The sequence below is a fragment of the Kitasatospora phosalacinea genome (genome assembly GCF_000717185.1).
Taxonomy (GTDB): Bacteria; Actinomycetota; Actinomycetes; order Streptomycetales; family Streptomycetaceae; genus Kitasatospora; species Kitasatospora phosalacinea_A.
The window spans coordinates 96,417-118,647 of the sequence record NZ_JNYE01000014.1 but is presented as its reverse complement, the minus strand read 5'-3'; the positions used below and the strand labels follow the sequence as shown (position 1 = coordinate 118,647).

Here is a 22,231-nt window from a genome sequence, read left to right as displayed (position 1 = left end):
TCGTGAACGCGACTTCAAAGTAACGGTAAGTGGAGAAGGTCGAGTTCGCGCTGCGCGAGGACCTGCTGTCGCGGGCCCACATGCCCGGCGGGACCACCGCGAAGTGCCCGGACGGCATCACGCAGAGGGCGGGCGCGGTCAGCCTGTGCGTGGCCGCCTTCGAGGGGGCCGAGGTGCCGTACGAGGTGAAGATCGGCGACTCGTACACCGAGGGCAGCATGGTCATCTCCTACACCAAGACCCCGAAGAAGGGCCTGCTGGTCGCCAAGACGGTCCAGGCCCAGCTGTACGAGCAGTACGGCCCGGAGTCCGGCTACGAGGGCGCCGGCAAGCTGGCCTGCCAGGAGATGCCGGTGGCCGCGGCGTACGACTTCGAGACCGACACCGGCCTCACCTGCCAGTACTGGAGCGAGCACGCCGCGAACGGCAAGCCCGGCTACACCGCGCTGAAGGTCCGGATGAACAGCCGGAACACCGACCTCCAGCCCGTCCGCCGACCCGTCGGGCCGCGGCTGCCGCGGGGGTTCAGCGGCCGGGACGCAGGCTCGGGTAGCCGACGAGGTCGAACACCCGCTGCCCGGGGGGCAGTTCGTCGGGCGTGCCGGTGAGGCGGTGCGCCCCGACGCCGTAGCCGACGTCGGGCGGGGAGGGCCGCAGCTGCTCGAACTCCGCCCCGGCGAACCAGTCGTGGACCCGCGGCGCCAGGTCGGACGCCTCCCGGTGCCTGGTCCAGCCGTTTCCCCTTGACCGCAGGCAGTGGTGGCGGGCGGTCAGGTCAGCGGCGGCCGCCGACGGCGAACAGCAGGATCACGAACCCCGCGAAGAGGTGGGTCCCGGCGATGTAGATCAGGGCGCGGACGATCATCGCCCGGCGCCTGCTCTTCTCGTCGCGGACGGCGTCGCTCATGGCTGCTCCCATGCTGGTGCTGGCGGGGTGGCGGCGGACGGGTCGAGGGGCAGCCGGGCGCGTCCGGCCCGGGGAGGGCGTCCGGGGCGGGGTGCCGGTCCCGGGCGGTGACGTCCAAGTGGCCTTCCCCGAGGCCGAGTTCGAGCGCGGAGGTAGGTGCGCGGGGAGCGGCCCATGCCCGCGGCACTCACGCCCGTTCCGGCGCGGCGTCCGGCGCGGCGTCCGGCGCGGCGTCCGGCGCGGGTTCCGACCTGGCGTCCTGCGCGGCCTCCGGCGGGAGTTCGATCCCGTGCTGGGCGGCGATCCGCCGCAGTTGGGCGATCCGTCCGGCGTAGGCCCGCTCGCCGTCCTCGTCCCCGGCGGTGCGCGCAGCGTGCCGGGCCTGCCCGGCCAGGGCGAGTTGGTCACGCAGTTCCTGGTCGAAGACCCCGGTCACCGTGGCCCTCCTTCGGCCGTCCCCGGCCCGGCCCGGCCCGGTCGGGCACACCGGTGTCCGGTCCCACAGCAGGCATCATGTATGGACTTTACGAATTTCGCAAGTAGCTGTTTTCGCATGTCATGCACCCGGAGGTCCACCCACGACCGTCGGAGCAGGGCGAGCCGCTCGGTTCAGGACCGGGACGGCCCGCCGGACGCGCGCAGGCCGTCCAGGAGCTCGACCTGTCCGGTGATCACCCCGCCCAGGATCTCGCGGGCCACCGCGAGGAGCTCCGCGACCTGCGGGCTGGTGAGGCTGTAGTGGACGGTGCTGCCCTCCCGGCGGGCGACCACCAGGTTGGCCCGGCGCAGGACGGCGAGCTGCTGGGACAGGTGGGCCGCCTCCACCCCGGTCTCGGGCAGCAGTTCGGCCACCGCGTGCTCGCGCTCGCTGAGCAGCTCCAGTACCCGGATGCGGACCGGGTGGCCGAGGGTCTTGAAGAACTCGGCCTTCACTTGGTACAGCGGCGTGCTGACCACGGGGGACACGCGGGGGGCGTCGGCACCCACAGGCTCACCCCTTCTCCGTCGGACCCTGGACGCTGCCGTCAGGCACGACCTTAGCAACCGCGCCGCGGCACCGAGAGCGCACGCGGTCCGCCCGCCCGGGCCGGACATGTTGACCTTCGCAGTTGCTAACATTGGCAACCAGAGGGCGGCGCTCCCGCCCCGCTCGCCACCCGCCCTGCGCCGCACGGCAGTTCACCGCCCTCGGCTAGGGTGGGCGAAATGAGCGAGAACCTCCCCTCTTGTCCGAAGTGCTCCAGCGAGTACACCTACGCGATGGACGCGCTGATGGTCTGCCCCGAGTGCGGCCACGAGTGGTCCCCCGCCGAAACCACGGGCGCCCCCGGCGCCGACGGCACCGCGGGCCCCGCCGGGCGGGTGGTCCGGGACGCGGTCGGCAACGTGCTGAGCGACGGCGACACGGTGACGGTCGTCAAGGCGCTCAAGGTGAAGGGCAGCCCCTCCGGCATCAAGGCGGGCACCAAGGTGCGCAACATCCGCCTGGTCGACGGCGTCGACGGCCACGACATCGACTGCCGGGTGGAGGGTTTCGGTGCCATGCAATTGAAGTCGAGCGTGGTCAGGAAGGCCTGACCCGCTCTCGGAACGGCCCCCGCACCGCACGGCGCGGGGGCCGCCGGGGCGGTCGGCCCGAAAGCACCCGGAGAACGAGAAATCCCGCCCGGTTTCCCGGGCGGGATTTCTGTCGGGTGGAGCTGAGGGGATTCGAACCCCTGACCCCCTCGATGCGAACGAGGTGCGCTACCGGACTGCGCCACAGCCCCAACAAGAAAGAACTCTATCACCTCTGCGGAGGTACTCGTGACCATGGTCGTTCCGCCCGGGCGGCCGGACCGCCCGGGCGTGCGAACGCCCCGGCGCGGGCGGGGCGTTGCGACCGGGGCGGGCGGTGGAACGGGGGTGCTGCGGGGGTACCGCGGGGGTGCGGCGAGGAGGCGCGGCGTCACTCGTTGGCGGCGCGGGGGCGGGTGGTCCAGTCGGCGGCGGGCGGCGGGGCGGGCTCGCCGTACTGGTCGAAGAGCGGGGTCGCCGGGCGGCCGGAGTCCCAGGTGTCGGGGGCCGAGAGGTCGAGGCCCCGGGTGGTGCGGGGGGCCACGGGGGCGGTGACGTAGGTGGGGAGCGGGACGGGGACGGGCTCCCAGGAGTCCGGCCCGGCGGCGGCGCGGGCGCGGACGCCGTCGGCCCACTCCTCGTGCTCGGTGGCCTCGGCCAGGACGGTCGCCCTGGTGGTGGCCGGGTCCGCGGGGGCGGCCGGTTCGGCGGCGGGCGCGGGGCGGACCGCGGACGGCTCGGGCGCGGGGCGGGCGGAGCGCTCGCGTTCGCGATCGCGCAGCCGCTCGGCGGCCTGCGCGGCCTTGGTGCGGTCGAACTTGACCTCGTAGCGCTGCCGCTCCAGTCGGCGCAGGTGGCCGATGTAGAGGGTGAGCAGCACGCCGGGGACGGCGGGCACCCAGAGGAAGGCGAAGCCGGCCACGGCGGCGACCACGGCGCCCAGCGCGAAGGCGAGGAACAGCATGGTGACCATCCGCCGCCGCCGGGCGAGCAGCCGGGCCCGCCGCTCGGCGGAGCGCCGGTCACCGAGCTCGCGCTCGCGCTCGCGCTCGCGGTCGGGCTTCTCCGTCGGAGCCGCCGGAGCCGCCGCGGCCGGTTCGGCGGCCGGCTCGGCGTCGTCCCAGGCGGACGGAGCGGCGGACGGGGCGGAGGGCCGGGCCGTGGGCCGGGTGGCGACCTCCGCCGGGTCGGCCGCCGGGCCGCTCGCGGGATCGGCGAGGGCCCCGTCCGGGTCGTCCCCGGCGGGGTGCTGCTGGTCGGCGGTCTGGTCGCCGAGGGCTCGGGCCGCGCGCCGCTCCATGGCCGATCGACCGGCCAGCAGGCGGATCGCGGTACTGAAGCGTTCCGTCGGACGCGACTCGTTGAGCTCGTCCTGCCTGCGGAGCCACATCGGCACCAGATAGGCAGCCCAGGCCCCTACGATGACCGCGTAGATAAGGCCGCTACTGCTCACGTTTCACACGGTACGGGCGCGGGCGAAGGCACTGCAGCAATTTGGCGCGGCGTGTCGTGTGATCAAGCTGATTCTCAGACTATTTTGCCGGTATTTGTGACGGCTCGCCCGAGCTTCGATGCCATATCGATATCTATTTCGAACATGTATTCAATTACCGTGCGGCGGCCGGTTCCTGAGGTCGTGCCAGCGCCGCAGCAGCCCGTCGGCGGCCTCCTCGGCGGTGAGCGCGTACACCAGGTGGTCGCGCCAGTCGCCGTCGATGTGCAGGTAGCGCGGGCGCACGCCCTCCTCGCGGAAGCCGAGCTTCTCCACCACCCGGCGGCTGGGCCGGTTCTCCGGGCGGATGCACACCTCGACCCGGTGCAGGCCCAGGTCGCGGAAGCAGTGGTCGACGGCGAGCGCGACGGCGGTGGGCATGATGCCGCGTCCGGCGACGGCCTCGTCCACCCAGTAGCCGACGTTGGCGGAGCACATCGAGCCCCAGGTGATCCCGCCGATCGTCAACTGGCCGACCAGGCGGCCCTGGTGGAGCAGCACGAAGGGCAGCATCCGGCCCGCCGCGGCCTCGGCGCGCAGGTAGCGGACCATCTGCCGGTAGGTGGGGCGCGGCAGCGGGGCGCGGCCGGGCGGGGCGGGCGGGACGGTGGCCTCCCAGCGGCGCAGCCAGTCCCGGTTGCGGCGGCTGACCTCCTGCCACTCGGCCTGGTCGCGGCGGCGGATGGGCCGCAGCAGGATGTCCCCCTCGGCCAGTTCGACGGGCCAACCGGCGTTCAGTGGGCGCTCCCGGAAGGATCGGTGGGTCGCGGGTGGTCGCCGCCGGCCAGTTGGTCGACGGCGTGCGGCAGCAGCGGGGCGAGCACGGCGAGGCCGTCGCGGACGCCGCCGGTGGAGCCGGGCAGGTTGACGATCAGGGTGCGTCCGGCGAGGCCCGCCAGGCCGCGGGAGAGCGCGGAGGTGGGCACCTTCGCCCGGCCGTGCGCGCGGATCGCCTCGGGGATGCCGGGGACCTGCCGGTCGATCACCCGGGCGGTCATCTCGGGCGTGAGGTCCTGCGGGGAGATCCCGGTGCCGCCGGTGGTCAGCACCACGTCGTACCCGGCGGCGACGGCCGCGCGCAGCGCCGCCTCGACCGGCTCCCCGTCCGGGACGACCTGCGGGCCGTCGGCGGTGAAGCCCATCTCGCGCAGTCCGGCGACCAGCAGCGGGCCGCCCCGGTCCTCGTACACGCCGGCCGAGGCCCGGTTGGAGACGGTGACGGCGAGCGCCCTCACTGTTCCTCCCCCCGGTGCCAGTCGCCGCTCTTGCCGCCGGTCTTGCTGAGCACCCGGACGTCCTCGATGGCGGCGGCCTTGTCGACGGCCTTGACCATGTCGATGACGGTGAGCGCGGCGGTGGCGACGGCGGTGAGCGCCTCCATCTCGACGCCGGTGCGGTCGGCGGTGCGGACGGTGGCGGTGATCTCGACGGCGGTGTCGGTGACGGCGAGGTCGACGGTGGTGCCGGTGAGCGCGATGGGGTGGCAGAGCGGGATCAGCTCGGGCGTCCGCTTGGCGCCCATGATCCCGGCGATCCGGGCCACCGCGAGGGCGTCGCCCTTGGGGACGCCCTCGCCGCGCAGCAGTTCCACCACCCGGGGGGCGACCCGGACGCGGCCGGCCGCCACCGCGACGCGGGTGGTGGCGGCCTTCTCGGAGACGTCGACCATCCGGGCGGCGCCGGTGTGGTCGACGTGGGTGAGGCGGTCGCCGGGGGGTGTGTCGGTCACGAGTGGCTCCAGTGGCACGGTGCGAATCTCGCGCTACCGTACAACCCCGCCCCGGTCAGTCCGTGAGAAGGACCACGTCCACGGCGCTCCCGGCGGGCAGCGCGGTGGTGTCCTCGGGGACGGTGATCAGGCAGTCGGCCCTGGCCAGCGCCCCGACCAGGTGCGACCCCTCGCCGCCGACCGGGGAGACGGTGCCCGCCGCCGGGTCGTACCGGCCGCGCAGGAACTGCCGCCGCCCGGCCGGGGAGCGCAGCGCCGCGGTGGTCGCGGCGCGCACCACGGGGCGGTGCACGTCGGGGGCGCCGAGCATGGTGCGGATGACCGGGCGGACGAACAGCTCGAAGGAGATGTACGCGCTGACCGGGTTGCCGGGCAGGGCGAGCAGCGGCACGCCGGGGCCGCCGCCGATCCGGCCGAAGCCCTGCGGCTTGCCCGGCTGCATCCGCAGCCTGCGGAAGCTAAAACCAGCGGCTCCGCCGCGGGCCACGCCGCCGTAGTCGGCGAACACCTCCTTGACCACGTCGTACGCGCCGACCGAGACGCCGCCGCTGGTGACGATCAGGTCGGCCCGGCCGAGTTGGTCCTCCAGCACGGCGCGCAGCGTGTCGGCCTCGTCGGGGACGCCGCCGACCCGGAAGGCGACGGCACCGGCGGCGGTCGCGGCGGCGGTCAGGGTGAAGGAGTTGGAGTCGTGGATCCGGCCCGGTCCGGCGGCCTCGCCGGGCTGGACGAGTTCGCTGCCGGTGGAGAGCACGACCACCCGGGGGCGGGGGGCGACCTTGACGGTGCCGCGGCCGATCGCGGCCAGCAGGCCGAGCTGGGTGGGGCCGAGCACGGTGCCCGCCTCCAGCACGGTGTCGCCCGCGGTGACGTCGCTGCCCCGGCGGCGGATGTGCGCGCCCTCGGCGACCGGGCGCAGCACCCGGACCTCCTCGTCGGCGACGGGCGCGCCCATCGCGTCGGCGGCCAGGCCGGTGCCGGTGCCGCCGTCGGTCCACTCGACCGGGGCGACGGCCTCGGCGCCGGGCGGGACGGGGGCGCCGGTCATGATCCGGGCGGCCTGGCCGGGGCCGACCTTGGGCAGGTCGGCGGCGCCGGCCGCGATGTCGCCGACCACGGCGAGCACCGACGGGTACTGCTCGGTGGCCCGCACGGTGTCGGCGGTGCGCAGCGCGTAGCCGTCCATCGAGCTGTTGTCGAAGGGCGGCAGGTCGTCGGCGGCCCGCACGTCCTCGGCGAGCCGGCAGCCCTGGGCGTCCAGCAGCTGCAGTTCGATGGGCGGCAGCGGGGCCACCGCGGCGAGGACGTCGGCGAGGTGCTCGTCGACGGTCCACAGGCGCGGCGAGGCCGGGGAGCCGGCTCCCTCGCAGCAGGGGTCGTGCTTCCCGGTCATCGCCTCACGCTCGCCTTCGTGGTGGATCAGCCCTGCATCTCGGTGCTGACGAACTGCCGCAGCCAGGTGCGGAATTCGGGGCCGAGGTCGTCGCGCTCGGCGGCCAGCCGGACGATCGCGCGCAGGTAGTCGGCGCGGTCGCCGGTGTCGTAGCGGCGGCCCTTGAACAGCACGCCGTGCACCGGGCCGCCGGCGGACTCGTCGCGGGTGGCCAGCTCGCGCAGCGCGTCGGTCAGCTGGATCTCGCCGCCGCGGCCGGGCGGGGTCTCGCGCAGCACGTCGAAGACCGTCGGGTCGAGGACGTAGCGGCCGATGACGGCGTAGTTGGACGGGGCGTCCGCGGTGTCGGGCTTCTCCACCAGGTCGGTGACCTGGAAGACGTCCTCGCCGAGCTCGGTGCTCTTGACGGCGGCGCAGCCGTACAGGTGGATCTGCGCGGGGTCGACCTCCATCAGCGCGACGACGGAGCCGCCGAGCTCCTGCTGCACCTCGATCATCCGGGCCAGCAGCGGGTCGCGCGGGTCGATCAGGTCGTCGCCCAGCAGGACGGCGAACGGCTGGCCCGCGACGTGCTGTTCGGCGACCGAGACGGCGTGGCCGAGGCCCTTGGGGTCGCCCTGGCGGACGTAGTGCATGCTCGCGAGCTGCACGGACTCCTGCACCCGGCGCAGGCGCTCCTTGTCGCCCTTGCGGCTGAGCAGCTCCTCCAGCTCGTAGGCGCGGTCGAAGTGGTCCTCCAGAGCACGCTTGTTGCGGCCGGTGACCATCAGTATGTCGGACAGGCCGGCCGCGGCGGCCTCCTCCACGACGTACTGGATGGCCGGCTTGTCGACGACCGGCAGCATCTCCTTCGGCGTGGCCTTGGTGGCGGGGAGGAACCTCGTACCCAGCCCGGCGGCCGGGACGACTGCTTTGGTGACCGGCTGGCGGGCGTGCTTGTTCGTCATGCGTCCGACCTTACTAAGGCGTGCATTCCACCCGGCTGGGAGTGGAGTGAATCGATGGTTAAGGCCTGTCACCGGTCGGGCCCGGGCCGACGGTGGTCGCATGCGGGGTGAGGGGTGCCCCGCCGGGGCCGGAAGACACCTTACCGGGCGTCGGCGAAGCGTTCGGACCGGGAAGTTCGGCCGGGAGCTGCTCGGTGGAGCGCCAGCAGTCGCCGCCCGCCGCCCGGGCCGCCGCCAGGGCGCGGTCGGCGGCCCGCAGCAGCAGGGCCGCGTGGGCGCCGTCCCGGGGCAGCACGGCCAGGCCGACGGACGCGGTCAGGCCGCTGCGCTCGTCCGGGTCGGCGCTCTCGCCGGGGTGACGGTCCGTCAGCCGGTGGCGGCGGACCGACCAGCACAGCCGCTCGGCGACCTGCGCGGCGCCCTCCGGGCCGGTGTCCGGCAGCAGGGCCAGGAACTCCTCCCCGCCGTAGCGGCCCAGGGTGTCGCAGCCGCGGATCTCCATCGCCAGCCGCTGGGCGAGGTCCCGCAGCATCGCGTTGGCGCGGGCCCGGCCGTGCTCGGCGACCACGGCGTCGAAACCGGCCACCTCCAGCAGCAGCACCGACAGCGGGCGCGGGTCGATCGCGGTGGCCTCGGCCCGGCGGGCCCGTTCGATCTCGCGGTCCAGGGTGAGCTGCAGGTGCCGGTAGTTCCACACCCCGGTCAGCGGGTCGCAGGACGCGGTGCGCACCAGCTCGTCCCGTTCCTCCGAGAGTTCCGCGATCTTCGCCAGGAGTTCCGCCTCCCGGGAGCCCTGCTCGGCCCGGGACCGGCGGCGGCGCAGCGCGAGGACGCCGGCGGCGGCCGGAGCGGCCGCGCCGAGCGCGGCCAGGGCCTGGAGCAGGAGCGGGGTGGACATGCGGCGGCCTCGGCGTGTCAGGCTCGTGTCAGTGCACGTGACGGAGCTGAAGGGAATCGAACGGTGACTGCGGATCGGTTGTCCAACGACAAGGCGGCGCTGAGGTCACGGCTGCTCGCCGAACGGCGGGCGCTCGCCGCGGCGGAGCGCTCCGCCGCGGCCGAGGCGCTGGCCGGGCACGCCGCCGCGCTGGTGCCGCCGGGCGGCACCGTCGCCGCGTACGTCTCGGTCGGCGCGGAGCCGGGCACCCGCCCGCTGCTCGGGGCGCTCGCCGCGCGGGGGGTGCGGGTGCTGCTGCCCGTCCTGCTGCCCGACAACGACCTGGACTGGGCCCGGTACGAGGGCGACGACCGCCTCTCCCCCGCCGCCCGCGGCCTGCTGGAGCCCACCGGCCCGCGGCTGGGCCCGGACGCCGTCCTGACCGCGGACGTCGTCCTGCTGCCCGGCCTCGCCGTCGACCCCCGCGGCGTCCGCCTCGGCCGCGGCGGCGGCTCCTACGACCGCGTGCTGGCCCGCCTCGTCCGCGGGGGCGCGCGGCCGCTGCTGGCGACCCTGCTGTACGCGCACGAGCTGTGCGGGACCGTCCCGGCCGAGCCCCACGACCTCCCCGTCCACGCGGCGGTCACCCCGGAGGGGGTGACGCGCTTCTGAAGCCGGACGGAGCCGGACGGGTCCGTCCGGGCCCGTCCGGCTCCGGGGGCAGGTGCTCAGTTGGTCAGGGTCAGGGTGTTCTTCCCCGCCTTGGTGACCGCGTCCTTGGTGTAGGCCCAGGGCAGGAGCTGGCCGGAGGCCCAGAGTTCGGTCTGGTCGTTGTAGTTGGGGTGGAAGGCGTGGCCGGAGGCGCCGCCGACGTTGATCCAGCGGGAGGAGTCGAAGTCGCTGAGGTCGACGACCATCCGCATGGAGGGGATCCAGTCGACGTCGTAGCCCGCGGCGGCGTTCCAGCCGGTGGCGTCGACGGCGGCGCTGCCGCCGGAGAGCTCGTAGGGGCCGCGGTTGAGCAGCTTGTGGACTAGGCCGGAGGCGATCGAGGAGTCGTCCTGGCCGAGGGTGGGCTCCTCCAGGGTGAGCTGGTGCAGACGGCCCCAGCTCCAGGTGGAGATGTCCTTGCTGAGGCGCGAGGTGAGGTCCTGGCGGGCGTCCTTGAGCGCTTCGGCGAGCAGGTTGTCGAGGCCGTGCTGCTGCTCGTGGTCGGAGTCGATGTAGTCCCACCAGGGCGACTTCGGGTCGGCGAGCTGCTGGCGGACGACCTCCGTCCAGCGGTCGCCGCCGTCCGGCTGGGCCTGCGAGGCCTTGCGGGTGCCGCACTCGGTGACGGCCTGCGCGGCGCCGCCGAGCGCGTCGTCGGGCAGGGTGTTGTCGCGCTTCTGGCGCACCAGCAGGCAGTCGCCCTCGACCCGGAGGTCGGCGGGGAACTTCTGGCCGAAGGAGAGGGTGAGCAGGGCCCGCCAGACGCCGTTGTAGTAGGCGGCGGCGGCGGAGTCGGCGTCCTGGTGGTAGTTCCAGTCGCGCAGCAGGTCCTGGGCCTCGCGCACGTACGGGTCGCTGATCTGGACCTTGAGCAGCAGCGGGACGAGCTCCTCGGCCATCACGCTGGTGTTGTCGAGCTGGATGGACTGCATGTCGTCCAGCGAGATCTTGCCGCCGTTCTTCAGCTTCTCCTGGATCTGGTCGGCGATCTCCTTGGCGCGGGTGCCGTACTCCCAGTCGGTGGTGAGCAGCGGCTTGTAGTTCTGGTCGACGACGGCCTGGTTGGCCGTGACGATGTAGCCCTCCGGGGGGTTGTACGCGTAGGGCAGCGACTTGAAGGGCAGGTAGCTGCTCTTCCAGGCGTAGGCGGAGTCCCAGCCGGGGGCGGGGTAGCGGCCGTCGCCCTTGCCGCGGACGGGGATCAGGCCGGGGGCCTGGTAGCCGATGTTGCCCTTGGTGTCGGCGTAGATGAGGTTCTGCGCGGGGACGGCGAAGTCCTGCGCGGCGGCCCGGAAGGCGGCGAAGTCGGTGGCCTTGTCGAGCGCGAAGACGGCGTCCATGGTCTTGCCGGGGACGAGCGCGGTCCAGCGCAGGGCGACGCCGTAGCCGGCGGCGCGGTCGGGGGCGGCGTTCCCGGCGGGGGCGTACTGGCCGACCTTCTGGTCCTCGGAGGACTGGTCGGAGACCAGCGGCATGCCGTCCTGGGTGGTGCGGACGGTGATGGTGCGGTCCTCGCCGCCCGCGACCTTGATGGTCTCCTTGCGGACGGTGAACTTCACGTCCCTGCCGTCGAGGAGGTAGGTGTCGGGGCCGGTGACCTTCTCCAGGTACAGGTCGGTGACGTCGGCGCCGAGGTTGGTGAAGCCCCAGGCGATGTTCGCGTTGTGGCCGATGACGACGCCGGGCATGCCCGCGAAGGTGTAGCCCGCGGTGTCGTAGTTGCAGGTCGGCGAGACGGCGCGGCAGTGCAGGCCCATCTGGTACCAGATGGAGGGCATGCCGGGGCCGAGGTGCGGGTCGTTGGCGAGCAGCGGCTCGCCGGTGGTGGTGTTGGCGCCGGCCACCACCCAGGAGTTGGAGCCGATGCCCTGGCCCTGCGGGCCGAGCAGCTCCGGCAGCGCGGACACCCGCTCGGACAGGTCGCCGACCAGGCCCTGGGTCGCGGCCCGGGCCTGGGCGCTGCTCGCCGGGGCGGAGCCGCCGGGCACGGGCGGCACGACGGCGCCCGCGCCGGGGGTGTAGGTGCCGTCGGCGGAGAGCTTGCCGGTCTTCACGATGGTGCCGTTGCGGTCGTACGGGTACGCGGGGTAGAGCTGCTCGATCTGCTCGGCGGTGAAGTCCTGGGTGAGCAGGGAGCGGTCGATCTCGTCCTGCATGTTGCCGGACAGGCTCCAGGCCATCGCCTTGAGCCAGGCCACCGAGTCGACCGGGTCCCACTTCTCGGGCCGGTAGTCGGAGTTGACCGTGCCGAGCAGCGCGTACTCCAGCGAGGCGCCGGCGCCGCCGGGGTGCTCGGCGAGCCAGGCGTTGACGCCCTCGGTGTAGGCGGTCAGGTTGCGCTTGGTGTCCTCGGACAGGACGGTGTCCCACTCCTTCTGGGCGACCTGGCGCCAGCCCATGGTGCGCAGGAAGGTGTCGTTCTCGACCGAGGAGGAGCCGAACATCTCGGAGAGTCGGCCGGAGGTGATGTGCCGGCGGACGTCCATCTCCCAGAACCGGTCCTGGGCCTGCACGTAGCCCTGGGCGCGGAACAGGTCGGCGTCGGTGTCGGCGTACAGCTGCGGGATGCCCTTGTCGTCGCGGACCACGTCCACCGGGGCGGACATGCCGGACACCTTGACGGTGCCGCTGACCTGCGGGAAGGAGGAGCGGACGGTGTCCACTGCCCACCAGCCGCCGCCGACCAGGCCCGCGATCAGCAGCACGGCGAGCAGGATCATGATCAGACGTGCGCGCCGGAACTTCTTCGAGCGGGGCATCCGAGTCCTTGTATGAGGGAGCGTGCGGCCGTGACAGGTCACCACATTAGGGCGAGGGCACCGGCAGCCGTGCACGGGGGACACCGGCGGCGGTTCGACGGCACCGCAGGGACCCTACCGGTCGGGAGCGAGAGGGAGGGACTAGCGTAAAGATCAAGTAAAATGTTAGGATGGGTAACGATCCGTCAGTAGCTCCCCTCCCTGCCCGAGGTGCCCCTGCGTGACCGTTGACCACCTGAACACCCTGCTGCTCGAGTCCGCCGTGATCCTGCTGTTCGCCGTCGTGGCGGTGCGGATCTCCACCCGCTCGGGGCTGCCCTCGCTGCTGATCTACCTCGGCATCGGCGTCGCCCTCGGCCAGAACGGCATCGGCATAAGCTTCAACAACGCCGAACTCACCCAGGTCCTGGGCTACGCGGCCCTGGTGGTCATCCTCGCCGAGGGCGGGCTCAAGACCAGCTGGCTGGCCATCAGACCGGTCGTCCCCGCCGCCGCCGTGCTCGCCACCTTCGGCGTCGCGGTCTCGGTGTTCGTCACCGCCGCCGGTGCGCACTGGCTGGTCGGCCTGGAGTGGCGCACCGCGCTGCTGCTGGGCGCGATCGTCTCCTCCACCGACGCCGCGGCGGTCTTCTCGGTGCTGCGGATGGTGCCGCTGCCCAAGCGGCTGACCGGCCTGCTGGAGGCCGAGTCCGGCTTCAACGACGCGCCCGTGGTGATCCTGGTGGTCGCCTTCGCCACCACCGGCGAGCTCGACCCCTGGTACGTGCTGGTCGGCACCATCGTCGTCGAGCTGGCGATCGGCGCGGCCGTCGGCTACGCGGTCGGCCGGCTCGGCGCGTACGCGGTGCGGCGGGTCGCGCTGCCCTCCTCCGGCCTGTACCCGATCGCGGTGCTGGCGCTGATCGTGCTCGCCTACGCGGGCGGCGCGCTGCTGCACGCCTCCGGCTTCCTGGCCGCGTACATCGCCTCGGTCATCCTCGGGAACTCCAAGCTGCCGCACGGCCCCGCGGTGCGCGGCTTCGCGGACGGGCTGGCCTGGATCGGGCAGATCGGCATGTTCGTGCTGCTCGGCCTGCTGGTCACGCCCGCCAGCATGGGGTCGGCGATAGTCCCGGGCCTGGTGGCCGGGGCGGTGCTGGTGTTCGTCGCCCGGCCGCTGTCGGTGCTGCTGACCATGACGCCGTTCCGGGTGCCCTGGCAGGAGCAGGCGCTGCTGTCCTGGGCCGGGCTGCGCGGCGCGGTGCCGATCGTGCTCGCCACCATCCCGCTGGTGTCCGGCGCGACCGACGCGCAGCACCTGTTCAACGTGGTCTTCATCCTGGTCGTGGTCTTCACCCTGCTCCAGGGCCCGACCCTGCCGCTGGTCGCCAAGTGGCTGCGGATCGGCGAGGGCGACATCGGCCAGGACCTGGGCATCGAGTCCGCCCCGCTGGAGAAGCTGCACGGCCACCTGCTGTCCGTCCAGCTCTCCCCCGGCTCCCGGATGTCCGGCGTCGAGGTCTCCGAGCTGCGCCTGCCCAAGGGCGCCGCCGTCACCCTGGTGGTCCGCGAGGGCGCCAGCTTCGTCCCGGACCGGATGACCGTGCTGCGCGAGGGCGACGAACTGCTGGTGGTCACCACCGACGAGGTCTCCGGGGACGCCGAGCGCCGCCTGCGCGCCGTCGACCGCGGCGGCAAGCTCGCCGGGTGGCTGCACAACGCGGAACCGCCGCCCGCCGACCGGAAGACGCCTTCCAACGCCAGGAAGAAGACCGGCTGAACCGCCGAACCGAAGGCAGAACCCCTGATATACGCTTGTACATTCTGATCCACCCTGATTTTCCACATCTGCCTGATGCAGAGTCGGCGCGCCGGCCCCGGTCGGCGCGCGAGAGGACGACACTCGGCGCCCGCCCGGCCACGCCCCGGCGCGCTACCAGGCAGCAGAGAGGACCGACCGTGGCGGCCCGCCGACCGGTCGACGACACCACCCCGCACGGCACCGGCTACGGTGCGCTGCTGCGCACCCCGCGCGCCTGGACCTTCCTGCTCCCCGCCCTGGTCGCCCGGCTCCCGTACGCGATGCTCAGCCTGGGCGTCGTGCTGCTGGTCCACGACACCACCGGCTCCTACGGCCTGGCCGGTGCGGTCGCCGCGGCCGCCGCCGTCTCCCAGGCCCTGGTCGGCCCGCAGACCGGGCGGCTGGCCGACCGCCACGGACAGGCCGCCGTGCTGGTGCCCACCGTGGTCGTGCACGCCTGCGCCGTCGCCGCGCTGATCGCGCTGGCCCACTCCGGCGCCCCCGACTGGACGCTGTTCCTGGCCGCCGCGCCCGCCGGTGCGGCCGTGCCGCAGGTCGGCGCGATGGTCCGGGCCCGCTGGGTGCACCGGCTGGAGGAGCGGCCCGCGCTGCTGAACACCGCCTTCGCCTTCGAGTCCGTCACCGACGAGTTCACCTTCGTCATCGGCCCGATGCTGGCCACCGGCACCGCCACCCTGGTCAACCCGTCCGCCGGGCTGGCCGCCGAGGCCGCCCTCACCCTGCTCGGCGGCCTCGCCTTCGCCGCCCGCCGGGACACCGCGCCCGCCCCCACCGGCCCCGCCGCACCCGGCGTCCGCCGCGCCTCCGCGCTGGCCTCCCCCGGCGTGCGCCTGCTGGCCGTCGCCTTCCTCGGCCTCGGCACCGTCTTCGGCACCCTGCAGGTCTCCATCACCGCCTTCGCCGAGGACGCCGGGTCCGGCGGGCTCAGCGGCCTGGTCTACGGCCTGTTCGCGACCGGCTCGATGGTGGCGGGCGTGCTCTACGGCCTCGTCCCGTGGCGCAGCAGCGCCCGGCGGCGGATGGTCGTCTGCTACGCGCTGCTGGTGCTCGGCTGCTCCACCCTGTGGGCGATGCCCAACCTGGCCGCGCTGACCGTGGCCGGGCTGTTCTGCGGCCTGGCCATCGCACCCACCCTGATCACCGGGTTCACCCTGGTCGAGACCCTGGTCGCGGCCGGCGCCAAGACCGAGGCGTTCACCTGGCTGACCGGCTCGATCGGCCTGGGCCTGGCGCTCGGCTCCACCGCCGCCGGGCAGCTGATCGACCGCTCCGGCGCCTCGCTCGGCTTCACCGTCGCCCTGGCCGGTTCCGGCCTCGGCCTGGTGGCGCTCGTCACGATGCGCCGCCTGCTGCTCGCCCCGGCGCCCGCGCACCGTACCGTGGCACGGGGCGGCGCGGTCCGCGAGGAGGCGGCACCGGCCGCCCGGCGCGGCTGAGCGGCTGAGCGGCTGGACTCCATCAGCGGAATGCCGCATCATGGACCGTCGTTAGCACTCATGGCGTGAGAGTGCCAGGGGGAGTGACAGGAGGAAGCGGAAAGTGCCCACGTACCAGTACCAGTGCACCGAGTGCGGCAACGGCCTCGAGGCGGTGCAGAAGTTCAGCGACGACGCGCTGACCACGTGCCCCGACTGCCAGGGGAAGCTGCGCAAGGTCTTCTCGGCCGTGGGCGTGGTCTTCAAGGGCTCCGGCTTCTACCGCACCGACAGCCGCTCCAGCTCCAGCAGCTCGGTGAGCGGCTCGTCCTCCTCGGCGTCCCCGGCGTCCCCGGCCCCGGCGGCGTCCTCGGCCCCGTCGTCCGCGTCGTCCTCGGCCGGCAGCTCCAGCAGCAGCTCCTCCGGCTCGGCGTCCACCGCGAGCTGACCCCGCTCCTCCCGCGGAGCCCCCGTCCGGCCGTCGCCGGGCGGGGGCTCCGTGCTGTTCCGGGGCGGGTCACGCGGGTTCCTCCGGACGGTGGGCGGGGCGGGGTCATGGGGCCGGGGCCGGACGGCGCAGCGGTTCACCCCCGGGGGTGAAGGGGTTTTTCCACAGGGCCGGGTTGTCCACAGGCCGGGGAAACCCGCGGACGGGGCCCGGCGGGCGGGCGCAGGATGGCCGTCGCGGCTCCGACCGGGGCCGCTGGACCTCGTCGGAAGGCCCGCCGCCGTGACCTCCTCCGTGCTGCCCCCGCTCCCCCCGCTGCCCGCCGCGCTCGTCCCGCCGCGGCGCGAGGTGCCCGATTTCCCGCCGATCCGCGGCACCGCGCGGGGCCGCCACCGCTTGCGCTGGGCGCTGCGGCGGCGGCCGGGCCGGTGCGCCGCGGGGTGCCTGGTGCTGGCGGCGGTGCTGCTGTCCGGCCCGCTGCGGGAGGCTGCGCCACCGGCCGCCGGGGCCTCCTCCGGGGTGCCCGGCTGCCCCCGGGCGTCAACCTGACGCCCGCGGGTTCACCCGTGACCTCGGCGGGCGTCCGCCGTTCGACGCGGCATGAAAGGCTTCAAGGAATTCCTGCTCCGCGGCAACGTGGTGGACCTGGCCGTCGCCGTCGTCATCGGCGCGGCCTTCACCAGCGTCGTCAACGCGTTCGTCAAGGGCGTGATCAACCCGCTGGTCGGCCTGTTCGGCACCAAGGACCTGGCCGCCTACAGCTCCTGCCTCAAGGGCCCCTGCGAGGTGGACGCCGCGGGCAACGTCACCTCGGGCATCTTCATCCTGTGGGGCTCGGTGCTCAGCGCCGCGCTCAGCTTCCTGATCACCGCCGCCGTCGTCTACTTCCTGCTGATCCTGCCGATGAACCACTTCATGCGGAAGCGGAAGTCGGCGGAGGAGGAGGCGCTGGAGGCCGAGGCCAAGGAGGTCGAACTGCTCACCGAGATCCGCGACGCGCTGGTGCGCCGCGGCTGACCCGACCGCTCCGCTACTTCTCCCCGTGGTGCGGGGGCCGCTGGCTGCGGTACCAGTCGAGCCCCCGCTCCCCCGAGGCGTCGCCCCAGCCGCGGTCGGTGTCGTCCGAGGTCTGCTGCTCGAACGGGTCCTTGAAGACCAGCCGGGGCCGCGGGGCGGGCTCGGGCTCCGGCCGCGGGGCGGGCCCGGGCTCCGGCCGCGGGGCGGGCTCCGGCTCGGGCCGGGGCTCGGGCTGCTGTGCGTTCGGGGAGGTCATGCCCTCAACTCTAGGACCGGCCGCGGGCCCCGACGGCCCGTGCACTACGCCGCCTCGAAGCCCGCGTGGTCCGCGATCTTCTTCAGCTCGGCGAGGGCGTGCTTCTCGATCTGGCGGATCCGCTCGCGCGTCAGGCCGTGCTGCTTGCCGACCTCGGTCAGCGTCCGCTCGCGGCCGTCCTCCATGCCGTAGCGGCTGCGGATGATGGAGGCGGTGCGGTCGTCCAGGCGGCCGATCAGGTCGTCCAGCTCCTCGCGGCGCATCATCACCATGACCGCGTCCTCCGGGGAGACCGCGCCGGTGTCCTCCACCAGGTCTCCGAACTGGGTCTCGCCCTCGTCGTCGACCGACATGTTGAGGCTGACCGGGTCCCTCGCCCAGTCCAGGACGTCCTTGACCCGCTGCTCCGTGGTGTCCAGCTCGGCGGCGATCTCCGCGGGCTCCGGCTCGCGGCCCAGCTCCTTGGCCTTCTCGCGCTGCACCCGGCGGATCCGGCCGAGCTCCTCGACCAGGTGGACGGGCAGCCGGATGGTGCGGGACTGGTCGGCGATGGAGCGGGTGATCGCCTGGCGGATCCACCACGTCGCGTAGGTGGAGAACTTGAAGCCCTTGGAGTAGTCGAACTTCTCCACGGCCCGGACCAGGCCCGCGTTGCCCTCCTGGATCAGGTCGAGCAGCGGGAGGCCGCTGCGCGGGTAGCGGCGGGCGACGGCGACGACCAGGCGCAGGTTGGACCGGATGAAGACGTCCTTGGCGCGCTCGGCGTCGTCCGCTATCGCCTGCAGCTCCTCGGTGGTGACGCCGTCGAGCTGCTCCTCCTCGTCCAGCAGGTGCTGGGCGAAGACCCCGGCCTCGATGCGCAGGGACAGCTCGACCTCCTCGGCGGCGTCGAGCAGGGGCGTCCTGGCGATCTCGTCGAGGTACATGCCGACCAGGTCGCGGTCGGCTTCGAAATTGGTCGGGCGGGCGGTGCGAGTCCGATCGGCCCTGTCGCGTACGACGGCACGGGTGGCCATGCTTGCTCCCTCACTGAAGCTGACGCTGCCGGGGGGCGCTCCGTTCCGCCGCTCGGCACGAGCGTGTGGGCCGTTCGTGGCTCACACGTAACGATCCAACGCACAGAAATCGGACAACATTCCCAAGTGGCTCAGTTTTCGATCGGGGATGCAGTATCCTGCCGATTTTCATCCGGTCGGTACACGCAGCGTGACGCCCGCCGCACGGCGCGCCCCCGCGGACCGGCACCGAATCGGTGCGGAGCCTTCGCGGCACGTCCGCACAACCGATGCGCAATCGCTATCGCCCCAGCGCCGGATCGCCTCCTGCCGCTGGGAAGGTGTCTGTCATGCACCAGTCCAACGACGCCGGGCCCGGAAGGGCCCGTCCCCCGCTACAACGCACGACGGTGCTCCGTTGTGCCGGGGCGGCCCTGACGGGTGCGCTGGTGTTCGCGGTGCTGCTGCTCCTGGTGCGGACCGGCTGGCCGCCGCTGGCCCGGCTCGACCGGGGCTGGGCGTCGCTGCTGCACCGGTACGCGCTGCGGCACCCGGTCTGGACGGCCGCCATGCAGACGTTCGCCGACCTGGGCGCGCCCTGGGTGATGCGGACGCTGCTCGGGGCCGTCGCGGCCTGGCTGTGGGCCACCCGCACCCGGACCCTGGCGGCCTGGGCCGCGGCCGCCGCCCTGCTGGGCTGGGCCGCGGACCGCGCCGGGCGGGCGCTGACCGACCGGCCCCGGCCGCACTTCGCCGACCCGGTGGCGGTCGCCCCCGGCCCGTCCTTCCCGTCCGGGCACGCGCTGGCCTCCGCGGTCACCTGCGGGGCGCTGCTGGTGCTGCTGTGGCCGCGGGCGGAACGGCCGGTGCGGGCCGCGGCGGGCGGCGCCGCCGCGCTGGTCGCGCTCGGCGTCGGCTGGACCAGGATCGCGCTCGGCGCGAACTGGCCCAGCGACGTGCCGGCGGGCTGGGCGGCGGCCCTCGTGGTGCTGGCCGCGCCCGCGCTCGCGCTGGAACTGTGGCGGCCCGGCCGGATCGGCCGGGACGTGCGACGGCTGCGGCGGCGCGCCCGGCCGCGGGTGCAGCGGGTGCTGGCGCCGCCACTGCCGCCGGTGGGGGCGGCGGGACCGGCGGGGCTGGGCGGGGCGGCGGGACCGGCGGGGCTGGGCGGGGCGGCTGGGCCGGACAGGCCGGGGGGACCGGCTGGGCCGAGCGGGTTGGGCGGGCCGAGCGGGCCGAGCGGGTCGGCCTGGTCGGTGGGGCCGCTGTCGCCGGTCGAGCCGGTGGGGCGGGCGGAGTCGGCTGCGGAGCGCGATCCGGGCCGTTCCTGACGGACCGTGAGCAACGTCACACTGCGTGGCCCGCATCCTCCGGGCGGGGGAACGCCGTGGCCAGCATTCCGCGTGTTTCCGGGCGCAAACGGCGCTCCCCGGCGCGTGCGGCAAGGCCCCCGGACACCGGTGCGACCCGGTCGAACACCCCGCCGGTCGGCGCCCGACTCCCCATCGGGTGCCGAAGTGGGGCAGACTTCTGCGGCTGGTGCACCCTGCAACCGGCAGGCGGAGTCCGGAACGGACCGACTTCCCGCACTCACCCACGCAACGCCGGACGGGCACCGATCGACGGGGGGTCCGATGACCATGCACACCGCGGACAACTCCGGCGACCCGTACTCCCGGCAGGGCGGCGCGTACCCGCCGCAGGGCGACCCCTACCAGCACCAGCAGCAGGACGGGTGGCCCGGGCAGGACCAGCCGACCGTGCAGTTGGGCCGGATCCCGGCGCAGGCCTTCGAGCAGCCCGGCTGGTCGCCGTACGCCCCCGAGTACCCGCCGCAGGCCCCGGAGCGCCCGGTGCCGCCGCCGCGGGGCAGCGAGGAGCGGGCCGCCGAGGCCCCGCAGCCCGCCCCGGCCAAGCCCGCCGCCTCCACCGGCCGCAACGGCCTGATCATGGCGCTGGGCTCGCTGGCGTCCCGCGCGCTGGGCTTCGTGCGCAGCGCGGTGATCGTGGCGGCACTGGCCACCGGCCCGGCCGGCGAGGCGTTCAACGTGGCGAACTCGCTGCCGAACATCGTCTACATGATGCTGATCGGCGGCGTGCTGGCCTCGGTGTTCGTGCCGGAGCTGGTGCACGCGATGCAGACCCACAAGGACGGCGGCCAGGCCTACACCGACCGGCTGCTGACCCTGTGCGTGACGATCCTGGTGGTGCTGACGCTCGGCGCCTGGCTGTTCGCCCCGCGGATCGTCGACTTCTACTCCGAGTTCGACGGCGTGCAGCGCGAACTGGCGATCACCTTCGCCCGCTACTGCCTGCCGCAGATCTTCTTCTACGGCGTGTTCACCCTGCTCGGACAGGTGCTGAACGCCCGCGACCGGTTCGGCGCCATGATGTGGACGCCGGTGCTGAACAACGTGGTCGCGATCGCCGTCTTCGGCGGCTACCTGGCGATGGGCAAGCACGCGTACGAGGCGAACGAGGTGAGCAGCGGCGACGCGCTGCTGCTCGGCATCGGCTCGACCCTGGGCATCGTGGTGCAGGCCGCCGCCCTGCTCCCCTCGCTGCGCTCCGCCCGCTTCACCTACCGCCCGCGCTTCGACTGGCGCGGCGCCGGCCTGACCCGGCCGCTGCGCGCGGCGGGCTGGGCGCTGGCCCTGGTGCTGGCCACCCAGCTGTCCTTCGCCGTCATCACCAGCCTCAGCACCAGCGCGGGCAAGCAGGCGTTCGACGCGCACATCGCGGGCGGCCGCGGCTTCTCCGCCTACAACAACGCCTACGCGCTGTTCGTCGTCCCGCAGGGCGTGATCACGGTGTCGCTGGTGACGGCGCTGCTGCCGAGCATGTCGCGGGCCGCGACGGCGGGCGACTACCGGAAGATCGGCGAGGACCTGTCGGGCGTGCTGCGCTCCTCGGCGGCGATGGTGGTCACCGCGGCGGTCCTGTTCTTCGCCCTGGGCTCGCAGATCGCCATGGCCGCGTACGGCTACGGCAGCGGGTCGAGCGTGCACGACGACGCGATGGTGGTCGGCCTGCTGCTGATGGCCTTCGCGGTCGGCCTGCCCGCGTTCTGCGCCCAGTACGGCCTGGCCCGCGGCTTCTACGCGATGGGCGACGCCCGGACGCCGTTCTGGCTGACCCTGGTCTCCACCGGCACCAACGCGGTCCTGTGCTGGGTCGCGTACGAGACGCTGCCGCTGCGCTACAAGGTGATCGGCATGGCGGTGGCGCACACCGTCGCGGCCACCCTGTCCGCGGTCGTGACCGGCGTGGCCCTGGGCCGCCGCCTCGCGAAGGGCGCACCCCCCGCCACGGTGCCGGCGCCCCAGCGGGGCGACGGGGCCGGGAACCCGGACGCCACGATGGTGCTGCGCACCGACGCCTTCGCGCCCGGCGCCAACGCCACCGTCGACCTGGGCGTGCGCCGCGGCGGACGACGCGGCAGCGGCCTGGAGGGCGGCCGCCTGGTCACCCTGCACCTCGGCCTGGTCCTCGCCTGCGTCCCGGGCGCCCTGGCCGCCCACTGGCTGGCCGGACGCTTCGGCGCGGGCCTCATCGGCAGCCTGGCGGGCCTGGCGGCGGGCGCGCTCGCCGTCCTGCTCTCCCTGTTCCTCCTCGCCCGCCCGCTCGGCGTGGGCGCCTCCGTGGCCCCCTTCGCCCGCAAGCTCCGCATCCCGTACCCGACCCCCGCACCCACCAGCGGCAAGCACCGCCGCTGACACCACCTGCGGCGGGCCCGGACGGATACGCCCGCGGCGGGCAGCCGTGCCGGACGGACTGCGGTGGAGACGCCTGCGGCGGGCAGCCCCGTGACACGCAGAACCGCGCCCGGCCCCGGCAGGGGCGCCTGCGGCGGGCGGGCGTGGCGGTGGACGATCGGGCCGGGACGCCGCAAGCACCTGCGGCGGGCAGCCGTGCCCCGTCCCGTCC

23 protein-coding genes and 1 tRNA gene are annotated in these 22,231 nt (G+C 74.0%); 10 read left to right on the top strand and 14 right to left on the bottom strand.

The features are described 5' to 3' along the window. The first annotated feature begins 29 nt into the window (after window positions 1–29). Window positions 30–608: a hypothetical protein gene (locus tag OO57_RS08435; RefSeq protein WP_051776917.1), complete on the top strand. Its 579-nt coding sequence runs from the start codon at window positions 30–32 to the stop codon at window positions 606–608. 167 nt (window positions 609–775) lie between these two features. Here the strand turns inward: OO57_RS08435 and OO57_RS45255 are convergent, their stop codons facing one another. The 3 genes from OO57_RS45255 to OO57_RS08425 all read right to left on the bottom strand — a co-directional run bounded on the left by OO57_RS45255 (window position 776) and on the right by OO57_RS08425 (window position 1,873). Beyond that, a complete protein-coding gene (locus OO57_RS45255; protein WP_234337266.1) occupies window positions 776–907 on the bottom strand; it encodes a DUF6126 family protein in 132 nt (43 codons plus the stop codon). Between the two features lie 187 nt (window positions 908–1,094). After that, complete coding sequence (locus tag OO57_RS42330) at window positions 1,095–1,343, bottom strand: hypothetical protein (RefSeq protein ID WP_033251677.1); 249 nt, start codon at window positions 1,341–1,343, stop codon at window positions 1,095–1,097. 173 nt (window positions 1,344–1,516) lie between these two features. Beyond that, window positions 1,517–1,873, bottom strand: coding sequence for an ArsR/SmtB family transcription factor (locus OO57_RS08425; protein ID WP_234337265.1), 357 nt, complete (start codon window positions 1,871–1,873; stop codon window positions 1,517–1,519). A 240-nt stretch (window positions 1,874–2,113) separates the two neighbouring features. Here OO57_RS08425 and OO57_RS08420 point away from each other — a divergent pair, with 240 nt between their 5' ends. Next, window positions 2,114–2,485, top strand: a complete 372-nt coding sequence (locus tag OO57_RS08420) for a zinc ribbon domain-containing protein YjdM (RefSeq protein WP_033251676.1) — start codon at window positions 2,114–2,116, stop codon at window positions 2,483–2,485. A 117-nt stretch (window positions 2,486–2,602) separates the two neighbouring features. On the opposite strand, the gene OO57_RS08415 is transcribed toward OO57_RS08420, so the two are convergent. The 8 genes from OO57_RS08415 to OO57_RS08380 all read right to left on the bottom strand — a co-directional run bounded on the left by OO57_RS08415 (window position 2,603) and on the right by OO57_RS08380 (window position 8,923). Beyond that, window positions 2,603–2,676: transfer RNA gene (locus OO57_RS08415), tRNA-Ala, on the bottom strand. Between the two features lie 179 nt (window positions 2,677–2,855). Continuing rightward, entirely contained in the window at window positions 2,856–3,917 is a 1,062-nt protein-coding gene (gene glpR, locus OO57_RS42325) for a gephyrin-like molybdotransferase receptor GlpR (protein ID WP_033251675.1), read from the bottom strand. A gap of 150 nt (window positions 3,918–4,067) precedes the next feature. Then, window positions 4,068–4,694, bottom strand: a complete 627-nt coding sequence (locus tag OO57_RS08405) for a GNAT family N-acetyltransferase (RefSeq protein WP_081973541.1) — start codon at window positions 4,692–4,694, stop codon at window positions 4,068–4,070. Continuing rightward, entirely contained in the window at window positions 4,691–5,191 is a 501-nt protein-coding gene (locus OO57_RS08400) for a MogA/MoaB family molybdenum cofactor biosynthesis protein (protein ID WP_081973540.1), read from the bottom strand. Before OO57_RS08400 ends, OO57_RS08405 begins: the two co-directional genes overlap by 4 nt. Further along, entirely contained in the window at window positions 5,188–5,625 is a 438-nt protein-coding gene (moaC, locus tag OO57_RS08395; protein WP_051776931.1) for a cyclic pyranopterin monophosphate synthase MoaC, read from the bottom strand. The genes OO57_RS08400 and moaC overlap by 4 nt, the downstream gene beginning before the upstream one ends. 115 nt (window positions 5,626–5,740) lie before the next feature. After that, complete coding sequence (glp, locus tag OO57_RS08390; protein ID WP_051776915.1) at window positions 5,741–7,078, bottom strand: gephyrin-like molybdotransferase Glp; 1,338 nt, start codon at window positions 7,076–7,078, stop codon at window positions 5,741–5,743. A gap of 26 nt (window positions 7,079–7,104) precedes the next feature. Beyond that, window positions 7,105–8,025: a UTP--glucose-1-phosphate uridylyltransferase GalU gene (galU, locus tag OO57_RS08385; protein WP_033251671.1), complete on the bottom strand. Its 921-nt coding sequence runs from the start codon at window positions 8,023–8,025 to the stop codon at window positions 7,105–7,107. A 58-nt stretch (window positions 8,026–8,083) separates the two neighbouring features. After that, window positions 8,084–8,923 (bottom strand): GGDEF domain-containing protein, encoded by an 840-nt coding sequence (locus OO57_RS08380; RefSeq protein ID WP_051776913.1) that lies wholly within the window; start codon window positions 8,921–8,923, stop codon window positions 8,084–8,086. Window positions 8,924–8,986: 63 nt separating this feature from the next. Here OO57_RS08380 and OO57_RS08375 point away from each other — a divergent pair, with 63 nt between their 5' ends. Continuing rightward, window positions 8,987–9,574: a 5-formyltetrahydrofolate cyclo-ligase gene (locus tag OO57_RS08375; protein ID WP_033251670.1), complete on the top strand. Its 588-nt coding sequence runs from the start codon at window positions 8,987–8,989 to the stop codon at window positions 9,572–9,574. A 56-nt stretch (window positions 9,575–9,630) separates the two neighbouring features. Here OO57_RS08375 and OO57_RS08370 read toward each other — a convergent pair whose 3' ends face one another. After that, window positions 9,631–12,372 (bottom strand): penicillin acylase family protein, encoded by a 2,742-nt coding sequence (locus OO57_RS08370; protein WP_033251669.1) that lies wholly within the window; start codon window positions 12,370–12,372, stop codon window positions 9,631–9,633. Window positions 12,373–12,592: 220 nt separating this feature from the next. On the opposite strand from OO57_RS08370, the gene OO57_RS08365 reads away from it, so the two are divergent. The 5 genes from OO57_RS08365 (at window position 12,593) to mscL (ending at window position 17,053) form a co-directional block, all read left to right on the top strand. Then, window positions 12,593–14,131: a potassium/proton antiporter gene (locus OO57_RS08365; RefSeq protein ID WP_033251668.1), complete on the top strand. Its 1,539-nt coding sequence runs from the start codon at window positions 12,593–12,595 to the stop codon at window positions 14,129–14,131. A 179-nt stretch (window positions 14,132–14,310) separates the two neighbouring features. Next, the gene (locus tag OO57_RS08360) at window positions 14,311–15,609 is read left to right on the top strand and encodes an MFS transporter (RefSeq protein ID WP_033251667.1); all 1,299 of its coding nucleotides are present in this window, start codon (window positions 14,311–14,313) and stop codon (window positions 15,607–15,609) included. 103 nt (window positions 15,610–15,712) lie between these two features. Further along, window positions 15,713–16,036: an FmdB family zinc ribbon protein gene (locus tag OO57_RS40780; RefSeq protein WP_081973539.1), complete on the top strand. Its 324-nt coding sequence runs from the start codon at window positions 15,713–15,715 to the stop codon at window positions 16,034–16,036. A 282-nt stretch (window positions 16,037–16,318) separates the two neighbouring features. Next, window positions 16,319–16,585 (top strand): hypothetical protein, encoded by a 267-nt coding sequence (locus tag OO57_RS08350; protein WP_033251666.1) that lies wholly within the window; start codon window positions 16,319–16,321, stop codon window positions 16,583–16,585. A 51-nt stretch (window positions 16,586–16,636) separates the two neighbouring features. Next, window positions 16,637–17,053, top strand: coding sequence for a large conductance mechanosensitive channel protein MscL (gene mscL / locus OO57_RS08345; RefSeq protein ID WP_033251665.1), 417 nt, complete (start codon window positions 16,637–16,639; stop codon window positions 17,051–17,053). 13 nt (window positions 17,054–17,066) lie between these two features. On the opposite strand, the gene OO57_RS08340 is transcribed toward mscL, so the two are convergent. Both OO57_RS08340 and OO57_RS08335 read right to left on the bottom strand, forming a co-directional pair. After that, window positions 17,067–17,309 (bottom strand): hypothetical protein, encoded by a 243-nt coding sequence (locus OO57_RS08340; RefSeq protein ID WP_033251664.1) that lies wholly within the window; start codon window positions 17,307–17,309, stop codon window positions 17,067–17,069. Window positions 17,310–17,353: 44 nt separating this feature from the next. Continuing rightward, window positions 17,354–18,325: a sigma-70 family RNA polymerase sigma factor gene (locus OO57_RS08335; RefSeq protein ID WP_033251663.1), complete on the bottom strand. Its 972-nt coding sequence runs from the start codon at window positions 18,323–18,325 to the stop codon at window positions 17,354–17,356. Between the two features lie 389 nt (window positions 18,326–18,714). Between OO57_RS08335 and OO57_RS08330 the strand changes: the two genes are divergently transcribed. Together OO57_RS08330 and murJ are read left to right on the top strand one after the other, a co-directional pair. Then, window positions 18,715–19,635 (top strand): phosphatase PAP2 family protein, encoded by a 921-nt coding sequence (locus OO57_RS08330; protein ID WP_158715059.1) that lies wholly within the window; start codon window positions 18,715–18,717, stop codon window positions 19,633–19,635. A 303-nt stretch (window positions 19,636–19,938) separates the two neighbouring features. Further along, on the top strand, window positions 19,939–22,020 hold the full coding sequence (murJ, locus tag OO57_RS38385; protein WP_063737518.1) for a murein biosynthesis integral membrane protein MurJ: 2,082 nt from the start codon (window positions 19,939–19,941) through the stop codon (window positions 22,018–22,020). Window positions 22,021–22,231 lie beyond the last annotated feature (211 nt).